This is a genomic window from Pseudomonas sp. QS1027 (assembly GCF_002814235.1).
In the GTDB taxonomy this organism is placed as follows: domain Bacteria; phylum Pseudomonadota; class Gammaproteobacteria; order Pseudomonadales; family Pseudomonadaceae; genus Aquipseudomonas.
Map to the genome: position 1 here is coordinate 158,277 of NZ_PHSU01000009.1, position 22,809 is coordinate 181,085.

Sequence of the window (22,809 nt, forward strand, 5' to 3'; positions counted from 1 at the left end):
GTACCGCTGTCAAAAGCTTTAGAACCAGGCGTCCTGCATCGACAGGCAGGTATCGTCCCGGGCTTCGAGAATGGCCAGCTCATGATGGCAGCCCGGTACTTCCCAGGTGAGGAAGTAGCGCGCGGCTTGCAGCTTGCCTTTGTAGAAGGGCAGGTCCGCCGGATTGCCCCTGGCCAGGCCTTCCTCGGCCCGCACTGCCTGTTCCAGCCAACGCCAGCCGATGACCGTGTGGCCGAACGCCTTGAGGTACAGCGCCGAGTTGGCGAGGCTGCTGTTGACCTTGCCCTGGGCCAGGTCGGTCAGCAGGCCGATGGTCACGCTTTGCAGGCGTGCGACCAGATCCTCCAGGGGTTGGCGCAGGGCATCCAGGGAGGAATGGGCGGCAGCGCGTTTTGCCGTGTCGGCGATCAGTCGGACCAGCTGCTTCAAGCCCGCGCCGCCGTTCTGCGCCAGCTTGCGCCCCAGCAGGTCGAGGGACTGGATGCCGTGGGTGCCTTCGTGAATCGGGTTCAGCCGGTTGTCGCGGTAGTACTGCTCCACCGGGTATTCGCGGGTGTAGCCGTGGCCGCCGAGAATCTGGATCGCCAGTTCGTTGGCCTTCAGGCAGAACTCCGAGGGCCAGGATTTGACGATGGGCGTCAGCAGGTCGAGCAGTTCATGGGCCTGGCGGCGTTCTATCTCGCAGGTCAGTGTGGTGGTGTCATCGAACAGCCGTGCGGCGTACAGGCCGAGGTCGAAGGCGCCTTCGACGTAGGCCTTCTGGGTCAGCAGCATGCGTTTGACGTCGGCGTGCTGGACGATCGAAACCGGTGCGGTGCTCGGGTCCTTGCTGTCGGGCAGGCGGCCCTGCGGGCGTTCCCGGGCGTATTCCAGGGAATACAGGTAACCGGCATAGCCGAGCATCACCGCGCCCATGCCGACGCCGATCCGCGCTTCGTTCATCATCTGGAACATGTAGCTCAGGCCCTGGTGCGGCTTGCCCACCAGATAGCCGACACAGTTGCCGTTATCGCCGAAGTTCAGCGCCGTGGAGGTGGTGCCGCGCCAGCCCATCTTGTGGAACAGCCCGGCCAGCAGGACATCGTTGCGCGGGCCGAGGCTGCCGTCGTCGTTGACCAGGAACTTGGGCACGATAAACAGCGAAATACCCTTCACTCCGGGCGGTGCGTCCGGCAGCTTGGCGAGGACCATGTGCACGATGTTTTCCGACAGCGGGTGGTCGCCGCCGGAGATAAAGATCTTGTTGCCCTTGAGCCGGTAGCTGCCGTCGGCGGCCGGTTCGGCGCGGGTGCGGATATCCGACAGCGAAGATCCGGCGTGGGGCTCGGTCAGGGCCATGGTGCCGAAGAAGCGGCCGTCGATCATCGGTTGCAGGAAGCGGCGTTTTTGCTCGTCGCTGCCGAAGCTCTCGATCAGGTTCGCCGCGCCCATGGTCAGGAACGGGTAGGAGGTCGAAGCGGCGTTGGCTGACTGGAAGTGGGCGAAGCAGGCCTGGGACAGCAGGGTCGGCAGCTGCATGCCGCCCTCTTCGAAACTGCGCGCGGCGTTGAGAAAGCCGGCTTCGAGGAAGGCGTCGACGGCGGGTTTCACTTCCGGGATCAGGATGGCTTCGCCGTTTTCGTAGCGCGGTTCGTTTTCGTCGTTCTTGCGGTTGTGCGGGGCGAAGAACTTCTCGGCGATGGTGCGGGCGGTGCCGATGGCGGCATCGAAGGTTTCCCGGGAGTGCTCGGCGAATCGCTCGCGCTGGGTCAGGCCCTCGGCATCGAGGACTTCGTACAGCTCGAAAGCCAGATTGCGGGAACTGAGCAGCATCTCGGACATGGCGGCCTACCTGTGGGGGAGTGCGCCGAGTCTAGGCGGCTGAATAAGCGGTGCCTAGCAAGATTGATGTGGGTGATGGAGGGGCAGAATTCAGGGAGGTGTGTTGTCGGGACGGGCCTCTTCGCGGGCAAGCTCCGCTCCCACAAGTTCTGTGGGAGCGGAGCTTGCCCGCGAAGGCGGTTTCCGTTCTTAACCGATAGTCATCAGGCTGGCGTTACCGCCTGCCGCCGCGGTGTTGACACTCAACGCCCGCTCGATCACCAGGCGTTCCAGCGCAATGCCGGTTTCGCCCTGGGACAAGCCGTGCACACCGACAATCGCGCCACTGCGCTGGGCAATCTGCTGGCAAACCCCACGCAACTGGTCGGAATGGCCGTGATGCAGCACCGCGTCGAACAGCACCTCGTCCTTGGTCCAATCAGCCACACGCTGGATGCGCGCCTGCACTTCTTTCGGCAAGTGTGCGTAGAGCGCCTTGGTCGATTCACCTTCCGGCCAGACCGCCGAGCCGCCCACGGCCAATACCGCCGCCAGTTGCGTCAGCAGGTCGCCTTCGATATCCGCCAGGCACAGCACATGCTCGCGCGGCAGGATCGCGTAGCTATTGCGCTCGCCGGTCGGGCCGTTGAGCACACGGGTAATCCCGCTTTGCGACTGCGCCGCGAAGGTCACGCACAGCGCCCCGAGGTCCGCCAGCTTCTGGCTCTCGGCCCAGGCTTGCAGGGCGTGGAGCGGCTTGAGCAGCACTTCGCGCAGACGCACATCCGGTGCGACCAGGGCATCGCCCCGAGCGAAGGATTGTTCGATGGCATCTGTCGGCCGGGTCGACAGCAGGCGATACAGGTACAGCGGCCCACCGGCTTTCGGCCCTGTGCCCGACAAACCTTCGCCGCCGAACGGTTGCACGCCGACCACGGCGCCGACGATATTGCGGTTCACATAGACGTTACCGGCATGGACATTGTCGATCACCTTGGCGATGGTCTCGTCGATGCGGGTATGCACGCCGAGGGTCAGGCCGTAGCCGGAGGCATTGATCTGCGCGATCAACTGGTCGATGTCCTTGCGCTTGTAGCGCACCACGTGCAGCACCGGGCCGAAGATCTCCCGCTGCAGTTCGTCGAGGCTTTCCAGTTCGATCAGGGTCGGCATCACGAAGGTGCCGCGCTTGCATTCCTCGCCGTCGGCGATGGCCACCTGATAGACCGCGCGGCCTTTGTCGCGCATGGCCTGGATATGTTTCTCGATGCCGGCCTTGGCTTCGGCGTCGATCACCGGGCCGATATCCACCGACAGGCGTTCCGGGTTGCCCAGGCGACATTCAGCCATGGCGCCCTTGAGCATTTCGATCACGCGGTCGGCGGAGTCTTCCTGCAGGCACAAGACGCGCAGGGCCGAGCAGCGTTGGCCGGCGCTGTCGAAGGCCGAGGACACGACATCGATCACCACCTGTTCGGTCAGTGCCGAGGAGTCGACGATCATCGCGTTCTGCCCGCCGGTTTCGGCGATCAGCGGAATCGGTCGGCCCTGGCTGTCGAGGCGACCGGCGACATTGCGTTGCAGCAGGCGCGCCACTTCGGTGGAGCCGGTGAACATCACGCCCTTGACCCGCTCGTCGCCCACCAGGCGCGCGCCGACGGTTTCACCGCGACCTGGCAGCAGTTGCACCACGCCTTCGGGAATCCCGGCTTCGAGCAGCAGGCGCACGGCCTGGGCGGCGATCAGCGGGGTCTGTTCGGCAGGCTTGGCGAGGACCGGGTTGCCGGCCGCCAGTGCCGCGGCCACCTGGCCGCTGAAGATCGCCAGCGGGAAGTTCCACGGGCTGATGCAGACCACCGGGCCCAGCGGGCGGTGGGCGTCGTTGCTGAAATCGTTGCGTGCCTGGACCGCGTAGTAACGCAGGAAGTCCACGGCTTCGCGCACTTCGGCGATGGCGTTGGCGTAGGTCTTGCCGGCTTCACGGACCAGCAGGCCCATCAGCGGCTGGATCTCGCCTTCCATCAGGTCGGCGGCACGTTCCAGGATTGCCGCGCGTTCGCCCGGCGGGGTGGCCTGCCAGATCGGTGCGGCATTCAGGGCGCACTGGATCGCGTTGTCGGCGTCTTCGGCGGTGGCTTCCTGGACATAACCGACCAGGTCGCGATGGTCCGACGGGTTGAGCACCGCCACCGGGGCTTCGGTGCTGGCGGCACAGCCCAGCAGCGGCACGGCTTTCCAGTCGTTGTGGGCGCTGGCCAGCAGGGCGCAGGAGAGCGACGCCAGGCGATGTTCGTTGGCCATGTCGATGCCGGCGGAGTTGGCCCGGTCACGACCGTAAAGGTCACGCGGCAGCGGAATACGCGGGTGCGGCAGGCCGAAGCCGCCTTCCAGCGTCGCCATCTGCTCGATGCTGGCCACCGGATCGGCCACCAGTTCCTGAATCGAGATGGACTGGTCGGCAATACGGTTGACGAACGAGGTGTTGGCGCCGTTTTCCAGCAGGCGCCGGACCAGGTAGGCCAGCAGGGTTTCATGGGTGCCGACCGGCGCGTACACACGGCACGGACGGTTCAGCTTGCCTTCGGAAACCTTGCCTACCACTTGTTCGTACAGTGGTTCGCCCATGCCGTGGAGGCACTGGAATTCGTACTGGCCCGGGTAATAGTTCTGTCCGGCGATATGGTAGATGGCCGACAGGGTGTGGGCGTTATGGGTGGCGAACTGCGGGTAGATGACTTCCGGTACCGACAGCAGCTTGCGTGCGCAGGCGATGTAGGAAACGTCGGTGTAGACCTTGCGGGTGTAGACCGGATAGCCCTCCAGGCCTTCGACCTGGGCGCGCTTGATCTCGCTGTCCCAGTACGCGCCCTTGACCAGGCGGATCATCAGGCGATGGCGGCTGCGACGAGCGAGGTCGATGACATAGTCGATCACATACGGGCAGCGTTTCTGGTAGGCCTGGATCACGAAACCGATGCCGTTCCAGCCGCTCAGTTGCGGTTCGAAGCACAGGCGTTCGAGCAGGTCCAGGGACAGCTCGAGGCGGTCGGCTTCTTCGGCGTCGATGTTCAGGCCGATGTCGTATTGCTTGGCCAGCAGGGTCAGCGCCAGCAGGCGCGGGTACAGCTCGTCCATCACCCGTTCGTACTGGGCACGGCTGTAGCGCGGGTGCAGGGCCGACAGCTTGATGGAGATGCCCGGGCCTTCGTAGATGCCGCGACCGTGGGAGGCCTTGCCGATGGAGTGGATAGCCTGCTCGTAGGACGCCAGGTATTTCTGCGCGTCGTGCTCGGTCAGGGCCGCCTCGCCGAGCATGTCGTAGGAATAACGGAAACCCTTGGCTTCGAAGCGGCTGGCGTTGGCCAGGGCTTCGGCGATGGTTTCGCCGGTGACGAACTGTTCGCCCATCAGGCGCATGGCCATGTCGACGCCCTTGCGGATCATCGGCTCGCCGCTCTTGCCGATGATGCGGCTCAGGGACGAGGTCAGGCCGGTTTCGTTATGGGTGGCGACCAGCTTGCCGGTCAGCAGCAGGCCCCAGGTGGCGGCGTTGACGAACAGCGACGGGCTGTTGCCCAGGTGCGGCTGCCAGTTGCCGGTGCTGATCTTGTCGCGAATCAGCGCGTCGCGGGTGCCTTTGTCGGGGATGCGCAGCAGGGCTTCGGCCAGGCACATCAGTGCCACGCCTTCCTGGGACGACAGGGAAAACTCCTGCAGCAGGCCCTGAACAATCCCGGCACGGCCGCCGGCGCTCTTCTGGTTGCGCAGTTTTTCGGCAATCGAGGCGGCCAGCTTGTGGGTGGCTTCGGCCATGGCGGCCGGCAGGCGTGCCTGTTCCAGCAGCATCGGTACCACTTCCGGTTCCGGGCGGCGATAGGCAGCGGTGATGGCGGCGCGCAGCACCGATTGCGGGAGGATGCTTTCGGCGAATTCGAGGAAGCATTGATGGGCGTGGTCGCTCGGGACGTCGCCGCTGTCTTCGGTGTCGCCACGGGACGAACCGTTGATTTCGCCCAGGGTTGCACCGCTCTCGAGCTTTTCCAGGTAATTGAAAATGGCTTGCTTGATCAGCCAATGGGGGGTGCGGTCAATCGAGTGGGCCGCGGCCTTCAGGCGCTCACGGGTCGGGTCGTCGAGTTTGACCCCAAGGGTGGTCGTAGCCATTTTCTTATCCTCATGGTTACCACGATGGCGTGGCATCAGCTGGTGGAAAGAGTAGCGCTGGCTTGATCGAGGTGCAACCGGGTGCAACCTGTTTTTTCAGGAAAAAACGGCGACAGATCAGGAATTATTTTCCCGCTTGCATTTGACGCCTTCAACTCGTGGGTTTCCGGGGGGCAAGGGTATTTCTCGCACTGAAAAGGGGCGGGAAATCGTCGGAAAATACGCAAAATTCAATAGGTGCAACTTATTTGGACAAAATGGGTTGCACCTTATTCGGGTTGTTGAATAGCATTCGCCGCCGCAGTGCAACCTCCTACGTGCCGTAGGTCGTGACTGGCGATTTTCCTGAGGGAATATCGGTCATAAATGCCTGCTGCGTTTAATCGTCTGACAAACATCATGCTTTGCGTCGGTCGGACCGCCGCTCAATAAAAACAATGCCAGGGATTTTTCAATGAGTGTAAGCAACCCCACCCTGATCACGTTCGTGATCTATATCGCCGCCATGGTGCTGATCGGCCTGATGGCTTATCGCTCGACCAATAACCTCTCCGATTACATTCTCGGCGGCCGCAGCCTCGGCAGCGTGGTCACCGCGCTGTCGGCTGGCGCTTCCGATATGAGCGGCTGGCTGCTGATGGGTTTGCCTGGCGCGATCTACCTGTCGGGTCTGTCGGAAAGCTGGATCGCCATTGGCCTGATCGTCGGGGCCTACCTGAACTGGCTGTTCGTCGCCGGGCGCCTGCGGGTGCAGACCGAGCACAATGGTGACGCGCTGACCCTGCCGGACTATTTCTCCAGTCGTTTCGAGGACCACAGCGGCCTGCTGCGGATCATTGCGGCGCTGGTGATCCTGGTGTTCTTCACCATCTACTGTGCGTCGGGCATCGTTGCCGGGGCGCGGCTGTTCGAAAGCACCTTTGGCATGTCCTACGAAACGGCCTTGTGGGCCGGTGCGGCGGCGACCATTGCCTACACCTTTATCGGTGGTTTCCTGGCGGTCAGTTGGACAGATACCGTACAAGCCACCCTGATGATCTTTGCACTGATTCTTACGCCGATCATCGTGCTGTTGGCCACCGGTGGCGTCGACACCACCTTCCTGGCCATTGAAGCCAAGGATCCGGCCAACTTCGACATGCTCAAGGGCACCACCTTCGTCGGCATCCTCTCGCTGATGGGCTGGGGCCTGGGTTACTTCGGCCAGCCGCATATCCTGGCGCGCTTCATGGCGGCGGATTCGGTCAAGTCGATTGCCAAGGCCCGGCGTATTTCCATGACCTGGATGATCCTGTGCCTGGGCGGCACCGTGGCGGTGGGCTTCTTCGGAATCGCCTACTTCTCGGCGCATCCTGATGTGGCGGGGCCCGTGGCCGAGAACCATGAGCGGGTGTTTATCGAGTTGGCGAAGATCCTGTTCAATCCATGGATCGCCGGTGTGCTGCTGTCGGCGATCCTGGCGGCGGTGATGAGCACCCTGAGCTGCCAGTTACTGGTGTGCTCCAGTGCCCTGACCGAGGACTTCTACAAGACCTTCCTGCGCAAATCGGCTTCCCAGCGGGAGCTGGTCTGGGTCGGTCGCGCCATGGTCCTGCTGGTGGCGTTGGTGGCCATCGCCCTGGCGGCCAATCCGGAAAACCGTGTGCTGGGGCTGGTGAGCTACGCCTGGGCCGGTTTTGGCGCGGCGTTCGGTCCGGTGGTGCTGATCTCGGTGATCTGGAAGGACATGACCCGCAATGGCGCGTTGGCCGGGATTCTGGTGGGTGCGATCACGGTGATCGTCTGGAAACACTTCAATCTGTTGGGGCTGTACGAAATCATTCCGGGCTTTATCTTCGCCAGCCTGGCGATCTATATCGTCAGCCGGATGGGCACGCCCTCGGCGCTGATGCTGCAACGCTTCGATGCGGCGGAGAAGCAATTCCGCCTGGAGCACTGATCGAAAAGGGGCTGAAGCCCTGAGCGCCTGCGGATCGGAAAGCGGCCCGTCTCCCTGGAGGCGGGCCGTTTTGCTTCAAGCGCGTAGCGCTTGTTGCAAGTCTTCGAGGATGTCCTCGATCGCTTCGATACCGACGGACAGGCGGATCATTTCCGGCTTCACCCCGGCCTTGGCCTGCTCTTCCTCGTTCATTTGTCGATGGGTGGTGGAGGCCGGATGGCAGGCCAGGGACTTGGCATCGCCGATATTCACCAGGCGCTTGAAGATCTGCAGCGCATCGTAGAAACGCACGCCGGCCTCATAGCCGCCCTTGAGGCCGAACGACAGGATTGCCGAAGGCTTGCCCTGCATGTACTTGAGCGCCAGCTCATGGTGCGGATGGTCCGGCAGGCCGGCGTAACTGACCCAGGCCACTTGCTCGTGAGCCTTGAGGAACTGCGCCACCTTGAGCGCGTTCTCGGTATGCCGCTCCATGCGCAAGGCCAGGGTTTCCAGGCCTTGCAGCAGGAGGAAGGCGTTCATCGGCGCCAGGGCCGCGCCGGTATTGCGCAACGGCACCGTGCGGGCGCGGGCGATAAAGGCCGCCGGGCCGAATTTTTCCGTGTAGACCACGCCGTGATAGGCGGCTTCCGGGGTGTTCAGGCCGGGGAATTTCTCCGGGTAATCGGCCCAGGGGAAGGTGCCGGCATCGACAATCACCCCGCCCAGGGAATTGCCGTGGCCGCCGACGTACTTGGTTACCGAATGCACGACGATGTCGGCGCCGAACTGGATCGGCTTGCACAGGATCGGCGTCGCCACGGTGTTGTCGACCATCAGCGGCACGCCGCGGGCATGGGCAACCTCGGCGAAACGCTGGAGATCGACGATATTGCCCGCCGGGTTGCCGATGCTTTCGCAATAGACCAGTTTGGTGTTCTCGTCGATCAGTTCGGCGATGGCTTCGGGCGAGTCGTCGCGGGCGAAGCGTACATCGACACCGAAACTCGGCAGCAGGTGGGCGAAGAGGGTGTAGGTGCCGCCGTAGAGTTGCGGCGTGGAGACGATATTGTCGCCGGCGCGGGTCAGGGTCTGGATCGCGTAGTGGATCGCGGCGCTGCCGGCGGACACCGCCAACCCGGCGATCCCGCCTTCGAGGGCGGCGAGACGCTGTTCCAGCACGTCGTTGGTGGGGTTCATGATCCGGGTGTAGATATTGCCCGGGACATCCAGGTTGAACAGGTCGGCGCCGTGCTGGGCGTTATCGAATTCGAAGGCGACGTTCTGGTAGATGGGCACGGCCACGGCCTTGGTGGTCGGGTCCGACTTGAAACCGTGATGGAGCGCAATCGTTGCGTCTTTCATAAAGTCTCGACTCAGTGAAATTCCATTAGTGAGCACGCCAGGCGGCTGCGGTCGCTTAATGGTCTCGTGTGTCTGAGTCGCCAATGACCTCGGGTTCTGCGCCCGCTGTCGGACCGCAAACCGGCGCGCCAGTGTCCGATACTGGCGCGCAATCGGCAAGTGGCCGGATTAAGCCAGCTCGTTGTCCGCCTGATTGACGAAGATCAGCACCCCAAGGATCGCCATGTAGAACTTGAAGGCCGGCTCCTGGCCATTCCAGGTCTGCGATTGCCACATCAGGAACCACTCGCCACCGACCACCATGAAACCGAAGAACCAGACCAGGAAACCGACGGTTGCGCCGCTGACGACCCATTTTTTTGCCTGTTCGAAGGCGGCGGCGTCGCGGTGACGCGCTCGCCAGAGTGACCACGTGCCCCAGGCCAGCAGTACGGCGGTCAGGCCTTCGCCGAAGATGATCAGCCAATAGGCGGCGTGCCAGAGCGCGGGCGTGGTGATCGCACGGTACATCGCGGCATTGTCCGGGAAGGTGGTGTCCATGCTCAGCACATGACGGACAAAGGCGAAGTTGGAGCCGTAGTCGGTGATGTTGTTGAAGGTCACCATGAAGGCGAAGGCCGCGAGGGCCAGGGTGAGGATAATCTTGGCGTAGCGGCTGGTCATTGCTCGGATCCTTCTTTCCGATAGGCGGGAAAACGACCTTATCACCGCCCGCCCCCGGGAAGATGTCAGACACTTCCGATGCCGCCGGTACGCTGCGACCTGACGTACGCCCGGGCACAAGGTAAACTTCGCCTCCTTCGCAGGAGTCGCCATGAACTACCGTCACGCCTTCCACGCCGGCAATCACGCCGACGTCTTGAAACACCTGATCCTGACCCGCCTGATCGCCCTGATGGCGCGCAAGGAGCAGCCGTTCGCCTATATCGACAGTCACGCCGGCATTGGCCTGTATGACCTCAAGGGCGACCAGGCCAGCCGCACCGGTGAATACCTGGAGGGGATCGCCCGCTTGTGGGGCGAACAGGAGCTGCCCGCGTCGACCGCCGATTACATGCGTGTGCTGCACGAGATGAACCCGGATGGCGAATTGCGCTACTACCCGGGCTCGCCGGAGCTGGCGCGGCGCCTGAGTCGTGAGCGCGAGCGGATCCTGCTCAACGAGAAGCACCCGGAAGACGGCAAGCTGCTCAAGGACAACATGAAGGGCGATCGGCGCGTGGCGGTGCACCTGGGCGAAGGCTGGCATGTGGCGCGGGCGTTGCTGCCGGTGGCGGAGAAACGTGCGGTGCTGCTGATCGATCCGCCGTTCGAACAGCTGGATGAGATGCAGCGCTGCGCGGCATCGCTGAAAGAAGCCATCGGGCGCATGCGCCAGACGGTGGCGGCGATCTGGTATCCGATCAAGGACCAGCGTGCATTGAAGCGCTTCTATCAGGATCTGGCCGGCAGCGGTGCGCCGAAATTGCTGCGGGTGGAATTGCTGGTGCATCCGCTGGACACGCCGGCGAGCCTGAACGGTTCGGGTCTGGCGATTGCCAATCCGCCGTGGGGGCTGGAGGAGGAGTTGCGTGAGCTGTTGCCGTGGCTGGCGCAGAAGCTGGGTCAGACCCAGGGCGACTGGCGGATGGATTGGTTGATTGCCGAGTAAGTTGGGGGCTTTGGGTTTTCCCACCGATGCCCTGGACACATCGGAACCTGTAGGAGCCTGGCTTGCCAGCGAAGAGGCCCTCAAGAGCGCCAAAAGCTTCGCGGGCAAGCCCTGCTCCTACAGGTCCGTGGCGTCCGCAAAACGTGCGTCGACGCCGAACTGTAGGCGGTGAATCAGATCGGGCAGGTCACGCCCGTGCCGCGAATCCCGCAATAACCTTCGGGGTTCTTCGCCAGGTACTGCTGGTGATAGGCCTCGGCATAGAAGAAGGTCGGCGCTTCGTCGATTTCCGTGGTGATCGTGCCATGGCCGGCCTTGCTCAGTTCGGCCTGGAACAGCTGCTTGCTCTTCAGCGCGGCTTCCAGCTGGTCCGGCTTGGTGGCGTAGACCACCGAGCGGTACTGGCTGCCGATGTCGTTGCCCTGGCGCATGCCCTGGGTCGGATCGTGCAGTTCCCAGAACAGCGCCAGCAATTGCTCGTAGCTGACGATTTCCGGTTCATACACCACCAGCACCACTTCGCTATGGCCGGTCAGGCCCGAGCAGACCTCTTCGTAGGTCGGGTTCGGCGTGAAACCGCCGGCATAACCCACCGAGGTGCTGTACACCCCTTCACGTTGCCAGAAGCGCCGTTCCGCGCCCCAGAAACAACCCAGGCCGAAAATCGCGAATTCCACGTTGCCAGGGAATGGGCCCAGCAGCGGGTTGCCGTTGACGAAATGGTTTTCCGGCACGGTCATTGGGGTTTCGCGGCCAGGCAGAGCTTGTTCTTTGGTTGGGAGCACGTTTTTGTTCACCAGTATTTCCGAGCGCAAGACCATGTGACAGTCCTCTCAGTCAGGTTGGGATAAGCGATACAGGAAGATAGACCGACAGTGTGCCCGAGTGTTACAGCGCTGTCAGGCCAAAGGGCCGCGCGGGTAACGTTTGAGCTGCTGGATCAGGTCGAGACCGGGGATCGGCCGGTCGAACAGGTAGCCCTGGCCGACGTCGCAACGGTGGCGGCGCAGGAAGGTCAGCTGCTCGTAGGTCTCGATCCCTTCGGCCACTACCTTGATCTTCAGGTTGTGGGCCATGGCGATCACCGCGGAGGTGATTTCCATGTCGTCCTGGTTGTCCGGGATTTCATGGATGAAGCTGCGATCGATCTTGATGATGTCGATCGGGAATTTCTTCAGGTAGCTCAGGGACGAGTAGCCGGTGCCGAAATCATCCATGGCCAGGGTCAGGCCGAGCTTTTTCAACTGGTCGAGTTGCTGGTGGGTGTCTTCGGTGGCCTCCAGCAGCAGGCCTTCGGTCAGTTCCAGCTCCAGCAGGGCCGGCGCCAGTTGTTCTTCCTTGAGGATACTGGCGATGGAGGCCACCAGGTCCGGGTCGGAGAACTGCTTGGGCGACAGGTTGATCGCCACCTGCAGCCTGCCCAGCCCGGAGGCGGTCAGTTGCTTGCTCATGCGGCAGGCCTGGCGCGCGACCCATTTGCCGATCGGGATGATCAGGCCGGTTTCCTCGGCGACGCTGATGAACTGGTCCGGGCGGATCATGCCGCGTTCCGGGTGATTCCAGCGCAACAGCGCTTCCATGCCCAGCAGGCGACCGCTGCGCAGGCAGAGCTTGGGCTGGTAGAACACGTCCAGCTCGTTCTGGGTCAGGGCCCGGCGCAGGTTGTTCTCGACGAACAGCTTGTAGCTGGCCTCGGCGTTCAGCGCCTCGGTGAAGACCTGGACCTGGTGCTTGCCGTTGGCCTTGGCCTTGTGCAGGGCCAGGCCGGCGTTGCGCATCAGGGTCTGCGGGTCGCGGCCGTGCAGCGGCGCGCTGGCCAGGCCCACGGAGCCGGTGACGCTGATCAGCTGGTTGTCGACGAACATCGGCTTGTCGAGGGTGGTCAGCAGCTGGCTGGCGATCTGTTGCCCGGTTTCCAGGTCGGTATCGTCCAGCAGCACCGCGAATTCGTTACTGGCAAAGCGCGCCAGGCTGCCGCTCGGGCTCAGGCTGTTGCGCAGGCGTCGGGCCAGGCTGATCAGCAGCTTGTCGCCGGTCTGGTGGCCGAGGCTGTCGTTGATCCGCTTGAAGTTGTCGATGTCCACCAGCAGCAGGCTGATGGGCGAATCGCTGTCGCGGGCGAAACGCTCGTCGAGGTTGCGGATAAAGGCCGGACGGTTGCCCAGGTTGGTCAGGTTGTCGGTGTAGGCCAGGCGCTCGATGCGCTGTTGCGCCAGCTTGGTCTGGGTGATGTCTTCGTAGATGCCGATGTAGTGGGTCAGTTCGCGGTTGTCGCCATAGACCTTGGAAATCGACAGCTGGCCCCAGTAGGGTTCCAGGTTCTTGCGCCGGCTCTTGAACTCGCCTTGCCAGCTGTTGCTCTTGGCCAGGCTCGAGGGCGCGTCGAACAGCAGTTCGCTGAGGTTCTCCAGGGCTGGCAGCTCGGAGAGCTTCTGGCCGTGGACTTCATCGGTACTGTACTGGGTGATGGCGGTGAAGCTGGGGTTGACGTATTCCACCACGCCGTCGCTGCTGACCAGCAGGAAGGCATTCGCGCTCTGTTCCACGGCTCGCTGGAACAGGTGCAGGGCGCTGGTGGCGGCCCGTCGGTTGTGGTTGTTGATGACCTGGGCGAACTGGTCCGCCAGCTCGCCGGCGAAGGCGATTTCATCGGACTGCCAGGCGCGGCTCTTGCCGGTCTGTTCCAGGCACAGCACGCCGACCACCTGGCCGTCGATGCGGATACTGGCATCGAGCATGGCATTGGTGTCCCGCGGGCGCAGGCTTTCGGCCATTTCCCGTGTGCGCGGGTCGCGGTTGGCGTTGTGGGCGTCGATGGCGCGGCTGGTGTGCAGGGCTTCCAGGTAGTCGGGGAAACCACTGACATCGATGATGTCCGGCAGCACGTATTGCTGGCGATCGCGGTGGTAGGAGCAGATCGGTACCAGGCGATTGCCTTCGAGGTTCCAGATGCTCGCGCAGTCGATCTCGTAGATGTCGCAGGCGCAACGGGTGATCAGCTCAGCGGCTTCGAGCAGGGACTTGCCGGCGCTGTAGCGCTGGCGCGCCAGGCGCAGGATCAGGTCCTGCTGGGCGCGCACCCGGTCGAGGTGGAGCAATTGTTCCTGCTGGGCGCGCTGGTTCAGTTCCAGGGCAATCTGCAGGCGGCTGTTCTGGGTTTCCAGGTCGGCGGCCGGCAAGCTCGGCTCTTGGCCGAGCAGGCCTTCGACCACCAGCAGGTAGCCGCGCAGCAGGTGACGGTTGTGTTGTTTGTAGGCTTCACCGACTTCCAGCAGGCTCAGTGGCCCCTGGGTGGTGTGCAGGGTGTAGCGGATCAGGTAATGCGGGCTGTCGACCAGTTGCTGCTGGATGGTGTCGTGCAGCCGGTAACGGGCTTCGGGCTCCATCAGGCTGGCATAGGGCGAACCGACCAGGGCGCAGAGTTCGATGGCCGGTTGGCCGAACTGGCGCTCGCAATTGGGATCGAGAAACAGCAGTGCCCAGCTTGCTTCATTCAGCCGTTCGAAACGCAGCATGCCGAGCCGCGAGGGCACCGGCAATTGCGTTACTACCTCGGCCGCCAATCTATTGGCGACATCCGGTTGGCTTTTCATTGAGAGCTCGCTTCAAGAGTACGGGTCACGCTGGGTAAAAACCGTTTTTCTGGCGTGTTGGGCAAGGTTGCATTAAGCGGGTCAGGCTGACAAGCACAACAGTGGCTCCGTGCCTTCAATGTATCGGCCGAGGAGGGAATTTCTCCAGTGAACGGGCTTCGCCACCCGTCTATTTCAAGGGGCGCACGGCGTTGGCTGAACCGTTTGGGGCATTGCCCGGAAAACAGGCAAAAAAAGCCCCGCCAAGTGGCGGGGTTGAGGTACGAGCGTGGCGCTCGGAAATCGGTGCGCGGGCCCGGTCTCCCCAAAGAGAAGAGGCCGGGCCAGCGGTTACAGCAGGATAGTGCGGATATCCGCCAGCAGGTCGCTCAGGCGCTTGGTGAAGCGCGCCGCGGCGGCACCGTTGATCACACGGTGATCGTAGGACAGCGACAGCGGCAGCATCAGCTTGGGCTGGAAGGCCTTGCCGTCCCAGACTGGCTGGATGGTGGCCTTGGAAACGCCGAGGATCGCCACTTCCGGCGCGTTGACGATCGGCGTGAAGCCGGTGCCGCCAATGTGCCCGAGGCTGGAAATGGTGAAGCAGGCGCCCTGCATGTCGTCGGCGGAGAGCTTCTTGGTCCGGGCCTTTTCAGCCAGGGAAGCCGCTTCGGCGGCGAGTTGCAGCAGGTTCTTCTGGTCGACGTTCTTGATCACCGGGACCAGCAGGCCATCCGGCGTGTCGACGGCGAAGCCGATGTTGACGTACTTCTTGCGGATGATCGCCTTGCCGCTTGGCGCCAGCGAACTGTTGAAGTCCGGCAGTTCCTTGAGCAGGTGGGCACAGGTCTTGAGCAGCAGCGGCAGGATGGTCAGCTTGACGCCAGCCTTCTCGGCCACGGCTTTCTGGGCCACGCGGAACGCTTCCAGCTCGGTGATATCCGCCGAGTCGAATTGGGTCACGTGTGGCACGTTCAGCCAGCTGCGGTGCAGGTTGGCGGCGCCGGCCTGCATCAGGCGGGTCATCGGCACTTCTTCGATTTCGCCGAAGCGGCTGAAGTCCACGACCGGGATCGGCGGGATACCGGCACCGCCGGTTGCGCCGGCAGCCGCAGCGGCCGGTGCTTCCTTGGCCTTCTGCATCATCGCCTTGACGTAGACCTGCACGTCTTCCTTGAGGATGCGACCGTGGGGACCGCTGGCGCTGACCGCGTTCAGCTCGACGCCGAATTCACGAGCCAGTTGGCGTACTGCCGGGCCTGCATGAACCTTGGCACCCGAGTTGGCCGGGGCGGCTACCGGAGCAGCGGCTGGAGCCGGTGCAGCAGCCGGTGCGGCTTCAGCCTTGGCCGGTGCAGCAGGCGCGGCGGCTGGAGCAGGCGCAGGAGCGGCTGGCGCGGCAGCGCCCTTGACCTTCAACTTGAGGATCAGGTCGCCGGTACCGACTTCGTCGTCGAGCTTGATGGAAATGCTTTCCACCACGCCGGCGGCCGGCGATGGGATTTCCATGCTGGCTTTGTCGGATTCGAGGGTGATCAGCGATTGATCGACCTCGACGGTGTCACCGGCCTTGACCGAGACTTCGATGATCTTGGCCTTGCCCGACGAACCGATATCCGGCACGTGGATGTCCTGCACGCTGTCGGCAACCGGAGCGGCCGGTGCAGCGGCTGGCGCCGGAGCGGCAGCAGGTGCGGCGGCGGCCTGGGCCGGTGCTGGAGCAGCAGTCGATGCAGCGCCAGCGACTTTCAGGACCAGGATCAGGTCGCCAGTACCGACTTCGTCGTTGAGCTTGACGCTGATGCTTTCCACGACGCCGGCGGCCGGCGAAGGGATTTCCATGCTGGCCTTGTCGGATTCGAGGGTGATCAGCGATTGATCAGCTTCGATGCTGTCGCCGACCTTGACCGAGATCTCGATGATCTGGGCCTTGCCCGACGAACCGATGTCCGGCACGTGCACTTGCTGGGCCGAAGCGGCAGCAGGCGCGGCGCTTGGAGCGGCAGCCGGTGCGGCGGCGGCAACCGGCGCAGCGGCCTGGGCGGCAGGTGCTGGTGCAGCCGCAGGAGCCGCAGCAGCGGCACCTTCGACTTCCAGTTCCAGCAGTTCGTCGCCTTCTTTCAGGCGGTCGCCCAGCTTCACTTTCAGGCTCTTGATGATGCCGGCTTTCGGCGCGGGCACTTCCATGCTCGCCTTGTCCGATTCCAGCGTCAGGATGCTCTGGTCGGCTTCGATGCGATCGCCGACCTTCACAAACAGTTCGATTACTTCACCTTCACCGCTGCCGATGTCAGGTACGCGAATGAGTTCGCTCACAGGGTGTCTCCTCAGCAGTCCAGTGGGTTGCGTTTTTCCGGGTTGATCCCGAACTTGACGATGGCGTCCGCCACCACCTTGGGTTCGAGCTCGCCACGGTCAGCCAAGGCTTCCAGGGCTGCCAACACCACGAAATGACGGTCGACTTCGAAGAAGTGACGCAGCTTCTTGCGGCTGTCACTACGGCCGAAACCGTCGGTACCCAGGACTTTGAATTCCTTGGATGGGACCCACTGACGAATCTGTTCAGCAAACAACTTCATGTAGTCGGTAGAGGCGATCACCGGACCTTTGCGGCCGTTGAGGCATTCTTCGACGTAGCTCAGCTTTGGCTTCTGGCCAGGGTGCAGGCGGTTGCTGCGCTCCACGGCGAGGCCGTCGCGACGCAGTTCGTTGAAGCTGGTCACGCTCCACACGTCGGCGCCGATGTTGAATTGCTCACGCAGGATCTTCGCCGCTTCACGCACTTCGCGCAGGATGGTGCCGGAGCCCATCAGTTGCACGTGGTGGGCCGCTTCCTTGGTGTCTTCTTCGAGCAGGTACATGCCCTTGATGATGCCCTCTTCAACACCGGCCGGCATGGCGGGTTGCTGGTAGGACTCGTTCATCACGGTGATGTAGTAGAAAACGTCCTGCTGCTCTTCGGTCATCTTCTTCATGCCGTCCTGGATGATCACCGCCAGCTCATAGCCGTAGGTTGGATCGAAGGTACGGCAGTTCGGGATGGTGCCCGCGAGGATGTGGCTATGACCGTCTTCGTGCTGCAGGCCTTCGCCGTTCAGCGTGGTCCGGCCGGCGGTACCGCCGATCAGGAAGCCACGGGTGCGGCTGTCGCCAGCGGCCCAGGCCAGGTCGCCGATACGCTGGAAACCGAACATCGAGTAGAAGATGTAGAACGGCAGCATCGGCTGGTTGTGGCTGGAGTACGAAGTACCGGCGGCGATGAAGGAGCTCATGGCGCCTGCTTCGTTGATGCCTTCTTCGAGAATCTGGCCCTTCTTGTCTTCCTTGTAGAACATCACCTGGTCTTTATCGACTGGCTCGTAGAGCTGGCCGACGGAGGAGTAGATGCCCAGTTGGCGGAACATGCCTTCCATACCGAAGGTACGGGCTTCGTCCGGGATGATCGGGACGATGCGCGAGCCGATTTCCTTGTCCTTGACCAGTTGCGCGAGGATCCGCACGAAGGCCATGGTGGTGGAGATTTCACGGTCGCCCGAGCCGTCCAGGATCGCCTTGAGGGTATCGAGTGGCGGCGTCGGGATGTTGAAGCTTTGCGCGCGGCGCTGTGGCACGAAACCGCCCAGTGCGGTGCGACGCTCGCTGAGGTAGCGGGCTTCGGCGCTGTTGGGTTCCGGCTTGAAGAACGGCAGGTTTTCCAGTTGGTCGTCTTTGACCGGGATGTCGAAACGATCGCGGAACAGCTTCAGGCTTTCGACATCAACCTTCTTGGTGTTGTGCGCGGTGTTCTTCGCTTCGCCGGCGCCGGTGCCATAACCCTTGATGGTCTTGGCCAGGATGACGGTTGGTTGTTCCTTGTGGTTGACCGCTTCGTGGTACGCCGCGTAGACCTTGTACGGGTCGTGGCCGCCACGGTTGAGTTTCCAGATCTCGTCGTCGGACAGGTCTGCAACCATCGCCTTGAGTTCCGGCGAGTTGAAGAAATGTTCACGCACGAACGCGCCGTCTTTGGCCTTGTAGTTCTGGTACTCGCCGTCGATGACTTCGTCCATCCGGCGTTGCAGGATGCCGTCGACGTCCTTGGCCAGCAGTGGGTCCCAGAAACGGCCCCAGATGACTTTGGTGACGTTCCATTGGGCGCCACGGAACACGCCTTCGAGTTCCTGGATGATCTTGCCGTTGCCGCGAACCGGGCCGTCGAGGCGCTGCAGGTTGCAGTTGATGACGAAGATCAGGTTGTCCAGCTTCTCGCGGCCGGCCAGGGAGATGGCGCCCAGGGATTCCGGCTCGTCGCACTCGCCGTCGCCCAGGAAACACCAGACTTTCTGCTTGCCTTCCGGGATGAAGCCACGGGCTTCCAGGTACTTCATGAAGCGTGCCTGGTAGATCGCCTGGATCGGACCCAGACCCATGGAAACGGTCGGGAACTGCCAGAAGTCAGGCATCAGCCAAGGGTGCGGGTAGGACGACAGGCCCTGACCGTCGACTTCCTGGCGGAAGTTGTTCATTTGTTCTTCGGTGATGCGGCCTTCCATGAACGCACGGGCGTAGACGCCTGGCGAGGTGTGGCCCTGGAAGTAGATCAGGTCGCCGCCGTGTTCGTCGGTCGGGGCCTGGAAGAAGTAGTTGAAGCCGATGTCATACAGGGTGGCGCTGGAGGCGAAGCTGGAGATGTGACCGCCCAGGTCAGAATCTTTCAAGTTCGTGCGCATTACCATGGCCATCGCGTTCCAGCGCACCAGCGAGCGAATGCGGCGTTCCATGAACAGGTCGCCAGGCATGCGTGCTTCGTGGGTGACGGGAATCGTGTTGCGGTAAGGCGTGGTGATGGCGTAGGGCAGTTGCGAGCCGCTGCGGGTCGCGAGTTCGCCCATACGGGTCATCAGGTAGTGAGCACGGTCTTCGCCTTCTTTGTCGAGAACCGATTCCAGGGCGTCCAGCCATTCCTGGGTTTCGACGGGATCGAGGTCTTGCATGGCTTGCTCCAGGGCGGAAAGGCTTCCAGAATCGGTTGCCTGAGTTTGCGACTGGCCTTGTGGGCAGACGACATAAATTCTTGGATGTCCGGAGGTTGTACCGGAGTCCTGTAGTTTTACTACAAATCGTCGACCATTTCAGCCTTTCGAATGTATAGACGAGTAGTAAAACTACAGATCGACGAGTAAAAACTTCCTGCTATGTTGTGAGCGTAATCGATATTGTTGGTTGGAAAATAATCAAGGTGACCACCTTTTTGAGGCTGGCTGCCAAAAAATAACCATTATCAGCTATTTCTAACTTTTGTTCGACAGTCCTTTCCAGGGCGTGTTTCTCGCTATCACAGACTGCGGCTGATTGTTCGATCACCAAGGATAGACCATGAGCCTTCCAATGTTGGCCGACCTGCCGGCCATTCTCCTGCCTGCCGCCAGTCGTGCCGAGCAGTCGTTTCGTGCCGCCGTCGCCGCCCTGGAGGACGATCACGGGCTGAGCGAATGGACCGCGCAACGCTGGGCGCAGTTCGCCCGGGTCAGCGCGGCCAGCGACTTCTTTATTGAACAATCGGTACGTGACCCTTTGATGTTGCTGGAGCTGGCGCAGTTCGGCGACCTGGATCGCGGCTTTGCGCCGGGGGAGATGTGCGGGCAGATCGCCGCGGCGTTGCAGCAGGTCGAAAGCGAGGATGAGCTGGGCCGCGCCCTGCGCCGTCAGCGCACGCGCCAGCAGGTGCGGATCATCTGGCGCGACCTGACCCGCCAGGCGGACCTGGTGCAGACCTGTCGCGATCTTTCCGATCTGGCCGACGCCTGCATCGACCAGGGTTATCACTGGTTGTACCCGCGCCATTGCCAGCAGTTCGGCACGCCCACCGGGCGGCGTAGCGGCGAGCCGCAGCAGATGGTCATCCTCGGCATGGGCAAGCTCGGTGCCGTGGAGTTGAACCTGTCTTCCGATATCGACCTGATCTTCGCCTACCCGGAAGGTGGCGAGACGGTCGGGGTCAAGCGTCCGTTGGACAACCAGGAGTTTTTCATCCGCCTGGGCCAGCGGCTGATCAAGGCCCTGGACCCCATCACCGTTGACGGCTTCGTGTTCCGCGTCGACATGCGCCTGCGTCCGTATGGTTCGGCCGGCGCGTTGGTGTTGAGCTTCAACGCGCTGGAACAGTATTACCAGGACCAGGGGCGTGACTGGGAACGTTACGCGATGATCAAGGCGCGGGTGGTGGCCGGCGACCAGGTGGCGGGCGCGCAGTTGCTGGAAATGCTGCGGCCCTTCGTCTATCGGCGTTACCTGGACTTTTCGGCCATCGAAGCGCTGCGCACCATGAAGCAGCTGATCCAGCAGGAAGTCCGGCGCAAGGGCATGGCCGAGAATATCAAGCTGGGCTCCGGCGGCATTCGCGAGGTCGAGTTCATCGCCCAGGCCTTCCAGCTGATTCACGGCGGGCGTGACCTGAGTCTGCAGCAACGGCCGCTGTTGAAGGTGCTGGGAACCCTGGAAGGCCAGGGCTACCTGCCGCCGGCGGTGATCGGCGAGTTGCGCAGTGGCTATGAATTCCTGCGTTACACCGAGCATGCGATCCAGGCGATTGCCGACCGTCAGACCCAGATGTTGCCCGACGATGAGAAGGACCGCGCGCGCATTGCCTTCATGATGGGCTTCGACAGTTGGGAAGCGTTTCATGAGCAGTTGATGCACTGGCGTGGGCGTGTCGACTGGCATTTCCGCCAGGTGATCGCCGACCCGGACGAAGAAGACGGCGCCGAGCGCGAAGTGATGGTCGGCGGCGAATGGCTGCCGCTGTGGGAAGAGTCCCAGGACGAAGAGGCGGCCTGCCGGCAGTTGCAGGAGGGCGGTTTCAAGGATGCCGCCAAGGCCCTGAAACAACTGACGGTACTGCGTACCAGCCCGCAGCTGCGTGCCATGCAGCGGCTCGGCCGGGAACGGCTCGATGCCTTTATCCCGCGCCTGCTGGCCCAGGCGGTGGAACATGCCGATCCGGACCTGGTGCTGGAACGTGTGTTGCCCCTGGTGGAAGCCGTGGCCCGGCGTTCGGCCTACCTGGTGCTGCTCACGGAAAACCCCGGTGCCCTGCGGCGTTTGCTGACCTTGTGTGCCGCGAGCCCCTGGATTGCCGAACAGATCACCCGCTTCCCGATGCTGCTCGACGAGCTGCTCAACGAAGGCCGGCTGTTCAAGCCGCCCCTGGCGCCGGAGTTGGCTGCGGAGCTGCGTGAGCGCCTGACGCGGATTCCGGAGGATGACCTTGAACAACAGATGGAAGCCTTGCGCCACTTCAAGTTGGCGCATCGCCTGCGGGTCGCGGCCTCGGAAATCTCCGGCAGCCTGCCATTGATGAAGGTCAGCGACTACCTCACCTGGCTCGCCGAGGCGATCCTCGAACAGGTGCTGGCCCTGGCCTGGCGCCAGACCGTCGGTCGCCATGGTTCGCCGCGCCGTGTCGACGGCAGCTTGTGCGACCCGGGCTTTATTATTGTCGGCTACGGCAAGGTCGGCGGTATCGAGCTGGGCCATGGCTCGGACCTGGACCTGGTGTTTATCCATGACGGCGACCCGAATGCCGAGACCGATGGCGTCAAACCCATCGATACCGCGCAGTTCTTCACCCGTCTGGGCCAGCGGATCATTCACCTGCTGACCACCCAGACCAACTCCGGCCAACTCTATGAAGTGGACATGCGCCTGCGGCCGTCCGGGGCTTCGGGCTTGCTGGTCAGTTCCCTGGGCGCTTTCGAGCGTTACCAGCAGAACGAGGCCTGGACCTGGGAGCACCAGGCGCTGATCCGCGCCCGGGTGCTGGTGGGCTGCAACGAGGTCGGCACGGCATTCGAGAAAGTCCGCGCGGCGGTACTGGGGCGTGAGCGGGATTTACCGACCTTGCGTCAGGAAGTCAGCGAGATGCGCGCCAAGATGCGCGACAACCTGGGGAGCAAGGCCACCGCGGCGGGCACGGCGGCCAATGCCTTCGAGGCCACGGCGCCCTTCGATATCAAGCAGGATGCCGGTGGTATCGTCGATATTGAATTTATGGTGCAATACGCGACATTGGCTTGGTCCAAAGCGCACCCGGCGTTACTCCGCTATACCGACAATATCCGCATTCTCGAAGGGCTGGAGCAGGCTGACCTGATCCCCGCCACGGACGCCAACCTGCTGCGCGAGGCCTACAAGGCCTATCGCTCCGCCGCCCACCGCCAGGCGTTGCAGAAGGAGGCGGGAGTGATCACCGGCGATCAGTTCGCGGTCGAACGCCGCGATGTCATGCGGATATGGACCGAGCTGGGGCTAAGCTGATTGATATTTTAGAGGCGGGGAGGCATAAGCCTCCCCGCATCGTT

At 62.8% G+C, this 22,809-nt stretch carries 11 protein-coding genes; 3 read left to right on the forward strand and 8 right to left on the reverse strand.

Annotation, left to right across the window (positions count from 1 at the left end):
- Positions 1–18: 18 nt before the first annotated feature.
- Both CWE01_RS10490 and putA read right to left on the reverse strand, forming a co-directional pair.
- A complete protein-coding gene (locus tag CWE01_RS10490) occupies positions 19–1,821 on the reverse strand; it encodes an acyl-CoA dehydrogenase (protein ID WP_100940458.1) in 1,803 nt (600 codons plus the stop codon).
- 189 nt (positions 1,822–2,010) lie between these two features.
- Complete coding sequence (gene putA, locus CWE01_RS10495) at positions 2,011–5,964, reverse strand: trifunctional transcriptional regulator/proline dehydrogenase/L-glutamate gamma-semialdehyde dehydrogenase (protein WP_100940459.1); 3,954 nt, start codon at positions 5,962–5,964, stop codon at positions 2,011–2,013.
- A 454-nt stretch (positions 5,965–6,418) separates the two neighbouring features.
- Here putA and putP point away from each other — a divergent pair, with 454 nt between their 5' ends.
- Positions 6,419–7,903: a sodium/proline symporter PutP gene (putP, locus tag CWE01_RS10500; RefSeq protein ID WP_100940460.1), complete on the forward strand. Its 1,485-nt coding sequence runs from the start codon at positions 6,419–6,421 to the stop codon at positions 7,901–7,903.
- Between the two features lie 75 nt (positions 7,904–7,978).
- On the opposite strand, the gene CWE01_RS10505 is transcribed toward putP, so the two are convergent.
- On the reverse strand, positions 7,979–9,247 hold the full coding sequence (locus CWE01_RS10505) for an O-acetylhomoserine aminocarboxypropyltransferase/cysteine synthase family protein (protein ID WP_100940461.1): 1,269 nt from the start codon (positions 9,245–9,247) through the stop codon (positions 7,979–7,981).
- 168 nt (positions 9,248–9,415) lie between these two features.
- Positions 9,416–9,910: a DUF2165 family protein gene (locus tag CWE01_RS10510; protein WP_100940462.1), complete on the reverse strand. Its 495-nt coding sequence runs from the start codon at positions 9,908–9,910 to the stop codon at positions 9,416–9,418.
- 151 nt (positions 9,911–10,061) lie between these two features.
- On the opposite strand from CWE01_RS10510, the gene CWE01_RS10515 reads away from it, so the two are divergent.
- A complete protein-coding gene (locus CWE01_RS10515) occupies positions 10,062–10,898 on the forward strand; it encodes a 23S rRNA (adenine(2030)-N(6))-methyltransferase RlmJ (protein ID WP_100940463.1) in 837 nt (278 codons plus the stop codon).
- A 173-nt stretch (positions 10,899–11,071) separates the two neighbouring features.
- Here the strand turns inward: CWE01_RS10515 and msrA are convergent, their stop codons facing one another.
- The 4 genes from msrA to aceE all read right to left on the reverse strand — a co-directional run bounded on the left by msrA (position 11,072) and on the right by aceE (position 19,443).
- Complete coding sequence (msrA, locus tag CWE01_RS10520; RefSeq protein ID WP_100940464.1) at positions 11,072–11,719, reverse strand: peptide-methionine (S)-S-oxide reductase MsrA; 648 nt, start codon at positions 11,717–11,719, stop codon at positions 11,072–11,074.
- 78 nt (positions 11,720–11,797) lie between these two features.
- Entirely contained in the window at positions 11,798–14,491 is a 2,694-nt protein-coding gene (locus CWE01_RS10525; protein ID WP_100940465.1) for a GGDEF and EAL domain-containing protein, read from the reverse strand.
- A gap of 330 nt (positions 14,492–14,821) precedes the next feature.
- Entirely contained in the window at positions 14,822–16,786 is a 1,965-nt protein-coding gene (gene aceF / locus CWE01_RS10530; RefSeq protein ID WP_100940466.1) for a dihydrolipoyllysine-residue acetyltransferase, read from the reverse strand.
- An 11-nt stretch (positions 16,787–16,797) separates the two neighbouring features.
- A complete protein-coding gene (gene aceE / locus CWE01_RS10535; RefSeq protein ID WP_100940467.1) occupies positions 16,798–19,443 on the reverse strand; it encodes a pyruvate dehydrogenase (acetyl-transferring), homodimeric type in 2,646 nt (881 codons plus the stop codon).
- A gap of 382 nt (positions 19,444–19,825) precedes the next feature.
- Between aceE and glnE the strand changes: the two genes are divergently transcribed.
- Positions 19,826–22,765 (forward strand): bifunctional [glutamate--ammonia ligase]-adenylyl-L-tyrosine phosphorylase/[glutamate--ammonia-ligase] adenylyltransferase, encoded by a 2,940-nt coding sequence (glnE, locus tag CWE01_RS10540; RefSeq protein WP_100940468.1) that lies wholly within the window; start codon positions 19,826–19,828, stop codon positions 22,763–22,765.
- Positions 22,766–22,809 lie beyond the last annotated feature (44 nt).